This is a genomic window from Nocardia asteroides, assembly GCF_900637185.1.
Lineage (GTDB): Bacteria > Actinomycetota > Actinomycetes > Mycobacteriales > Mycobacteriaceae > Nocardia > Nocardia asteroides.
The window spans coordinates 5,535,621-5,542,051 of the sequence record NZ_LR134352.1 but is presented as its reverse complement, the minus strand read 5'-3'; the positions used below and the strand labels follow the sequence as shown (position 1 = coordinate 5,542,051).

The 6,431-nt window shown below is 71.2% G+C and carries 8 protein-coding genes; 6 read left to right on the top strand and 2 right to left on the bottom strand.

Features of this window, described 5'->3' with window-relative positions:
* Window positions 1–63 precede the first annotated feature (63 nt).
* A complete protein-coding gene (locus tag EL493_RS25945; RefSeq protein WP_019048086.1) occupies window positions 64–1,395 on the top strand; it encodes a M16 family metallopeptidase in 1,332 nt (443 codons plus the stop codon).
* On the opposite strand, the gene EL493_RS25940 is transcribed toward EL493_RS25945, so the two are convergent.
* Window positions 1,392–1,721 carry an ArsR/SmtB family transcription factor gene (locus tag EL493_RS25940; RefSeq protein WP_022565631.1) on the bottom strand — a complete coding sequence of 110 codons (330 nt, stop codon included), beginning with the start codon at window positions 1,719–1,721 and terminating at the stop codon, window positions 1,392–1,394. The two genes, EL493_RS25945 and EL493_RS25940, sit on opposite strands and share 4 nt — an antisense overlap.
* Window positions 1,722–1,813: 92 nt before the next feature.
* On the opposite strand from EL493_RS25940, the gene EL493_RS25935 reads away from it, so the two are divergent.
* A complete protein-coding gene (locus tag EL493_RS25935) occupies window positions 1,814–3,016 on the top strand; it encodes an MFS transporter (RefSeq protein ID WP_019048084.1) in 1,203 nt (400 codons plus the stop codon).
* Here EL493_RS25935 and EL493_RS25930 read toward each other — a convergent pair whose 3' ends face one another.
* Window positions 3,017–3,412, bottom strand: coding sequence for a VOC family protein (locus EL493_RS25930; protein WP_030202855.1), 396 nt, complete (start codon window positions 3,410–3,412; stop codon window positions 3,017–3,019).
* A 136-nt stretch (window positions 3,413–3,548) separates the two neighbouring features.
* On the opposite strand from EL493_RS25930, the gene EL493_RS25925 reads away from it, so the two are divergent.
* The 4 genes from EL493_RS25925 to EL493_RS25910 all read left to right on the top strand — a co-directional run bounded on the left by EL493_RS25925 (window position 3,549) and on the right by EL493_RS25910 (window position 6,424).
* Window positions 3,549–4,655, top strand: a complete 1,107-nt coding sequence (locus tag EL493_RS25925; RefSeq protein ID WP_019048082.1) for an alcohol dehydrogenase catalytic domain-containing protein — start codon at window positions 3,549–3,551, stop codon at window positions 4,653–4,655.
* A 71-nt stretch (window positions 4,656–4,726) separates the two neighbouring features.
* Entirely contained in the window at window positions 4,727–5,473 is a 747-nt protein-coding gene (dapB, locus tag EL493_RS25920) for a 4-hydroxy-tetrahydrodipicolinate reductase (protein WP_022565632.1), read from the top strand.
* Complete coding sequence (locus EL493_RS25915) at window positions 5,470–5,967, top strand: hypothetical protein (RefSeq protein WP_019048080.1); 498 nt, start codon at window positions 5,470–5,472, stop codon at window positions 5,965–5,967. The genes dapB and EL493_RS25915 overlap by 4 nt, the downstream gene beginning before the upstream one ends.
* Before the next feature lie 4 nt (window positions 5,968–5,971).
* Window positions 5,972–6,424, top strand: a complete 453-nt coding sequence (locus EL493_RS25910) for a flavodoxin family protein (protein WP_019048079.1) — start codon at window positions 5,972–5,974, stop codon at window positions 6,422–6,424.
* The last annotated feature ends 7 nt before the right edge of the window (window positions 6,425–6,431 follow it).

Below are 6,431 nucleotides of genomic sequence, written 5' to 3'. Positions count from 1 at the left end.
TCCGAGAGGTCGAGAAGCCATGTCAGTACAGCCGTCCGGTGGGATCGGGTGACGAAGCCACAGTTGACCGAGTCCGCTTTCGAAGCCGCCGACGACATCGCCACCACCGGGGGAGTGCGGCGCACCGTGCTCCCCGGCGGGTTGCGCGTGGTGACCGAACACGTCCCCGGTGTGCGTTCGGCGTCCATCGGCGTGTGGGTCGGCGTCGGCTCGCGCGACGAGGGCCGCACCGTGGCCGGCGCGGCGCACTTCCTCGAACACCTGCTGTTCAAGGCCACCTCGAGCCGCACCGCGCTCGACATCGCCCAGACCATGGACGCCGTCGGCGGCGAACTCAACGCGTTCACCGCCAAGGAACAGACCTGCTACTACGCCCACGTCATCGACGAGGACCTGCCGCTGGCCGTGGAACTGGTCTCCGACGTGGTGCTCAACGGGCTGTGCCGGGCCGTCGACGTGGACGTCGAACGCCAGGTGGTGCTCGAGGAGATCGCCATGCGCGACGACGACCCCGAGGACCTGGTTGCCGATTCCTTCCTCACCGCGCTGTTCGGCGACCACCCGATCGGGCGGCCGGTCATCGGCACCGTCGAATCCATCGAGGGCATGCGCGCCACCCAGCTGCGCGGCTTCCACCACCGCCGCTACCGGCCCGACCGGATGGTCGTCGCGGTGGCGGGCAATGTCGACCACGAGCGCACCGTCGAACTGGTGCATCGCGCCTTCGCCGACCGTCTCGATGCCGCCGCCGTCCCGGCGCCGCGCCGCGAGGGCACCTTCCGCGCGTCGACCGCGCCCGGGCTGGTGCGGGTCAACCGCGACAGCGAACAGACCCACCTGGTGTTCGGGGTGCGCGCCTTCGGCAGGCACGAGGGCCAGCAGCGCTGGCCGCTGTCGGTGCTCAACACGATCATCGGCGGCGGGCTGAGTTCGCGTCTGTTCCAGCGCATCCGGGAGGAGCGCGGCCTGGCGTACTCGGTGTACTCGAGCGTGGACACCTTCGCCGACACCGGCGCGTTCTCGGTGTACCTGGGCTGCCAGCCCGAGAACCTCGCCCAGGTCACCTCATTGGCGCGCGACGTGCTCGCGGACGTGGCCGCCAACGGGGTCACCGACGCCGAATGCGCCCGCGCCAAGGGCTCGTTGCGCGGTGGCCTGGTGCTCGGACTCGAGGACTCGGCCTCGCGGATGAACCGCATCGGGCGCAGCGAACTCAGCTACGGCAACCATCGCAGCGTCTCGGCCACCCTGGCTCGCATCGACGCCGTCACCACCGACGAGGTCAGCGCCATCGCCCGCACCCTGCTGGCCCGGCCCTTCGGCGCCGCGGTCGCCGGGCCGTACCGGCGCACCCGCGACCTGCCCGCCTCGGTGCGCACCCTCGTCGAGGGTTAGCCGTCCGCGCGGTTGGCCGCGGCCACGACGGCGGGCAGCAGGCCGGGCACCGCGTCCTCCACGGCCTCGGCGCGCAGCCGCTGGTAGGTCTGGCCATCGATGGTCATCCGCTCGATCAGGCCCGCTTCGCGCAGGATCTTGAAGTGGTGGGTCGCGGTCGATTTGTTGATCGCGTCGTAGAGCGCCGCACAGCGAACCGGCCCGCCCGCATTGGCCATGCGGCGGACCATCTCCAGACGGACCGGATCGTGCAAGGCGCTCAGGACAGCGGGGAGCCCGGCCACCGGCAGGACCGGTGCAGGGGGGAGATCTTTAGCCTCTGTCATGATCTACCTCACTCGGGGGTTTGATACTCATCATACTCGGCGTAGGGTCGAGTGCGTTCGATGGTGATCAAACTCTGCTGATGGGGGCTGCGATGGCGGCGACAACTCTGGCTCCGGTCGAGGCGGGAAAGCGCTGGGCCTACGGCCTGGTGCTCGCGGCGACCGGCGTCGCGCTCGGCGTCTCCGGCGCACCCGCGCCGCTCTACGGCATCTACCAGACCGAATGGCACTTCTCGCCGCTCACCACCACCATGGTGTTTGCCGTGTACGCGGTGGCCGCGCTGGGCGCGGTGCTGGTCTCCGGCCGGATCTCCGATGTCGTCGGCCGCAAGCCGGTGATGGTGGCGGCGTTCGCGACCATGATCCTCGGCCTGGTGATGTTCCTGCTCGCCGACTCGGTGCCGATGCTGCTGCTGGCCAGAGCCCTGCACGGCGCCGCCGTCGGCGCCACCGTCGTGGCGGGTGCCGCGGCCCTGCTGGACCTGCGGCCCACGCACGGCGCGCGCTCGGGCCAGCTCAGTGGCGTGGCGTTCAATGTCGGCATCGCCGTCGCGGTGCTCGGGACCGCGGTGCTCGCGCAGTACGCGCCGTCGCCGCTGCGCACCCCGTACCTGGTCATCGCGGTGGTCTGCCTGGCCGCCGGCGCGGGCATCCTCGCGCTCACCGAACCGCACACGGCCCGGGTGAAGACCCGCATCACCATCGCGAAACCGGCGGTGCCGCAGGAGATCAGGGCCGACTTCTGGTTCTCCGCGATCGGGGTGATGGCGGCCTGGTCGGTGCTGGGTGTGCTGCTGTCGCTGTATCCGTCGCTGGCCGCGGCCGAGACCGGCGTGCACAACCTGGTGTTCGGCGGCGTCGTCGTCGCGAGCACCGCGCTGGCCGCGGCGCTGGCGCAGCTGTTCGCCTCGCGGATTCCCGCGCGCCGGGCCGCCGTCATCGGTGACCTCGGTATGGCGGCCGCGCTGCTGGCGACCATCCCCGCGCTGGCGACCGCGCAGCCCGCCGTGGTCATCCTGGCCGGGCTGGTGCTCGGCGCGACCTTCGGCCTCGGCTTCGGCGGGTCGCTGCGGCACCTGTCGGAGGTGGTGCCCCCGCACCGGCGCGGCGAGACCATGTCGGCCTACTACCTGCTGGCCTACTCCGCGATGGCCCTGCCCACCCTGGCCGCGGGCTGGGCCGCCACCACCTGGGGGATCGCGTCGGTGTTCCCGTGGTTCATCGTCATCGTCGCGGTGGCCTGCGTGTTCGCCGCACTGCTCGGGCTCCGTGGAACCCGAGCAGCGGCACGGTGACTAGGCGGGCCACCCGCCGTAGGGCACGGTGATCAGTTCCATGAAGTGGCCGTTGGGGTCGAGGAAATAGACCCCGCGGCCACCGTCGTTGTGGTTGATCTCGTCGACCCCGTGTTGCATCGGATCGGCCCAGTGCTTCATGCCGTAGCGCTGGATCTTGGCGTAGGCCGCGTCGAACTCCTCCTCGGTGACGAGGAAGGCGTAATGCTGCGGCTGAATGTCGGAAACGTGCGGGGGGACCTTCGCGAAATCGAAGGTGACGCCGTTGGCGACGGGGACCGGAATGAACGGGCCCCACTCTTTTCCTACGTCCAATCCGAGGAGATCCGCCCAGAATTCGGCGGTTTCCCGATTATCGTGACATCCGACAATGGTGTGATTGAACTGCACTGACAGTGGATTTCTCCTTGTTCGTGACGGCGCCGACCCTGGGCTCGGTACAAGGCGGCCGACAGGAGCACCGTCACCGGGATCGAGATTAGCTCCACGATCCGCGATCGTGCAACGCCTCGCGCGGGGTAGCGTCGCGCGCATGAGGATTCGTGGAGCCGTCCTGGAGCGCATCGCCGCGCCCGCGCCGTTCGCCGCGTCGCGGCCGATCACCGTCTGTGAACTCGACCTGGCCGCGCCGGGACCCGGCGAACTGCTGGTCCACATCGAGGCTGCGGGACTGTGTCATTCGGATCTGTCGGTCGTCGACGGCAACCGGGTGCGCCCGGTCCCGATGCTGCTGGGCCACGAGGCGGCGGGCCGGATCGAGGCCGTCGGCGACGGCGTCACCGATGTGACGCCCGGCCAGCGCGTGGTGATGACGTTCCTGCCGCGCTGCGGCGACTGCGCGGGCTGCGCGAGCAACGGCCGCACCCCGTGTACGCCGGGCAGCGTCGCCAACAACGCCGGTGAGCTGCTCGGCGGCGGCCGCAGGCTGCGTCGCGACGGTGCCGAGGTGCACCATCACCTCGGGGTGTCCGGGTTCGCCACCCACGCCGTGGTCGACCGGCGCTCGGTGGTCCCCGTCGACGACGACGTGCCGCCGGAGGTGGCCGCGGTGCTGGGCTGCGCGGTCCTCACCGGCGGTGGCGCGCTGCTCAACGCGGCCGCGCCGGGCAAGGGCGACCGGATCATGGTGGTCGGGCTCGGCGGGGTGGGGATGGCGGCGGTGCTCGTCGCGGTCTCGCTGGGACTCGGCGAGGTGATCGCGGTCGACACCGTCGGCGAAAAGCTGGCGCTGGCACGGCAATTCGGGGCGACCGCCGCGTTCACCCCCGCCGAGATCGCCGAGCAGGGTGTGCAGGCCGAGGTGGTGATCGAGGCCGCGGGCAACGTCCGCGCCTTCGAGACCGCGGTGGTCGCCACCGCGCCCGGTGGCGTCACCGTGACGGTCGGCCTGCCCGCTCCCGACGCCACCGCCACGATCTCGCCGCTGGCCCTGGTGGCGCAGGGCCGCACGATCGTCGGCAGCTATCTCGGCTCGGCCGTGCCCGAGCGCGACATCCCCGAATACGTGCGCCGCTGGCGCGCGGGCACCCTGCCGCTGGAACGGCTGGTCTCGGCCCGGATCGGGCTCGACCAGGTCAATGAGGCGATGGACGAGCTGGCCGCGGGCGCGGCACTGCGCCAGGTGATCGTGTTCGACTGAGGTCGGCGCCGGGTCACCCGCCGCTGCTCGATAGGCTTGCGGACAAGCGAGAACGAGGCGAGGAGAAGCGGGTGACCATTCGGGTCGGAGTGCTCGGAGCACACGGCAAGGTCGGACAGGCGATCTGCGCGGCCGTGGAGGCGGCGGCCGATCTGGAACTGGTCGCCCAGGTCGACAAGGGCGACGCGCTGGAGACGTTCACCGCCGCCGGCACCCAGGTGGTCGTCGACTTCACCCATCCCGACGTGGTGATGCCGAACCTGAAGTTCCTGGTCGAGAACGGCATCCACGCCGTCGTCGGCACCACCGGCTTCGACGAGGCCCGCCTGGCCGAGGTGCGGTCCTGGCTGGCCCAGCGTCCCGAGGTGGGGGTGTTGATCGCGCCGAACTTCGCCATCGGCGCCGTGCTGTCGATGCGCTTCGCCGAGCAGGCGGCCCGGTTCTTCGAGTCGGTCGAGGTCATCGAGCTGCATCACCCGAACAAGGCCGATGCGCCGTCGGGCACCGCCTACCGCACCGCCGCGCTGATCGCCGCCGCCCGCGCCGAGGCCGGGGTGGGGCTCAGCCCCGACGCCACCACCACCGAACTCGAGGGCGCCCGCGGCGCCGACGTCGACGGGGTACGGGTGCACTCGGTGCGCCTGGCCGGGCTGGTCGCGCACCAGGAGGTGCTGTTCGGCACCCAGGGCGAGACGCTGACCATCCGGCACGACTCGATCGACCGCAACTCCTTCGCGCCGGGCGTGCTGCTCGGGGTCCGCGAGATCGCCGGCCGGCCCGGCCTGACCGTCGGGCTCGACCCCTTCCTGGACCTGTGAGCACACCCGGACCCGCCGGGCCGCGCTTCGACCGTCGGGTCGCGAGCATCGTCGCGCTGGTGGCGTTCATGGTGCTGGCGCTGGTCTACTACTTCGTCCGGCTCGGCGGGCTGGCCGTCGGGTACATCGCCGACGGTGAGCCGGCGGGCATCGTGATCGGCATCGGCATGCTGCTGCTGCCGATCGTCGGCGTGTGGATCGTGTGGACGACGCTGCGCGCTGCCCTCGACCACCAGCACCTGGCCCGGCGGATCGACGAGGAGGGCCTCGAGATCGACACCTCGCAGCTGCCCCGCCGCCCCTCCGGCCGGATCGAACGCCCCGCGGCCGACGCGCTGTTCGAGCAGATCAAGACCGAATGGGAAGCCGACCCGGACAACTGGCGGTCCTCCTACCGGCTGGCCCGCGCCTACGACTACGCCGGTGACCGCAGCCGCGCCCGCGAGACCATGCGCCGCGCGGTGGCCCTGGAAAAGCTGGAACGGCAGGCCTGACCCCGTGGCCCGGTTGCTGCTGATCCACCACACTCCCTCGCCTCACACGCAGGCGATGTTCGAAGCGGTCGTGTCCGGCGCCACCGACCCCGAGATCGAGGGCGTGGAGGTGATCCGCCGGGCCGCGCTGGCGGTCACCGCCGTCGACGTGCTCGAAGCCGACGGCTATTTGCTGGGCACCCCCGCCAACCTCGGCTACATGAGCGGCGCGCTCAAGCACGCCTTCGACACCGTCTACTACCCGTGCCTGGATTCCACCCGCGGTCGCCCGTTCGGCCTGTACGTGCACGGCAACGAGGGCACCGAGGGCGCGGAGCGTGGCGTCGCCGCGATCACGACCGGCCTCGGCTGGGTGCAGGCCACCGACCACGTGGTGGTGTCGGGCCCGCCGTCCAAAGCCGACCTCGAGGCGTGCTGGAATCTCGGCGCGACCGTCGCGGCCCAGCTGATGGAATGAGCCGCCG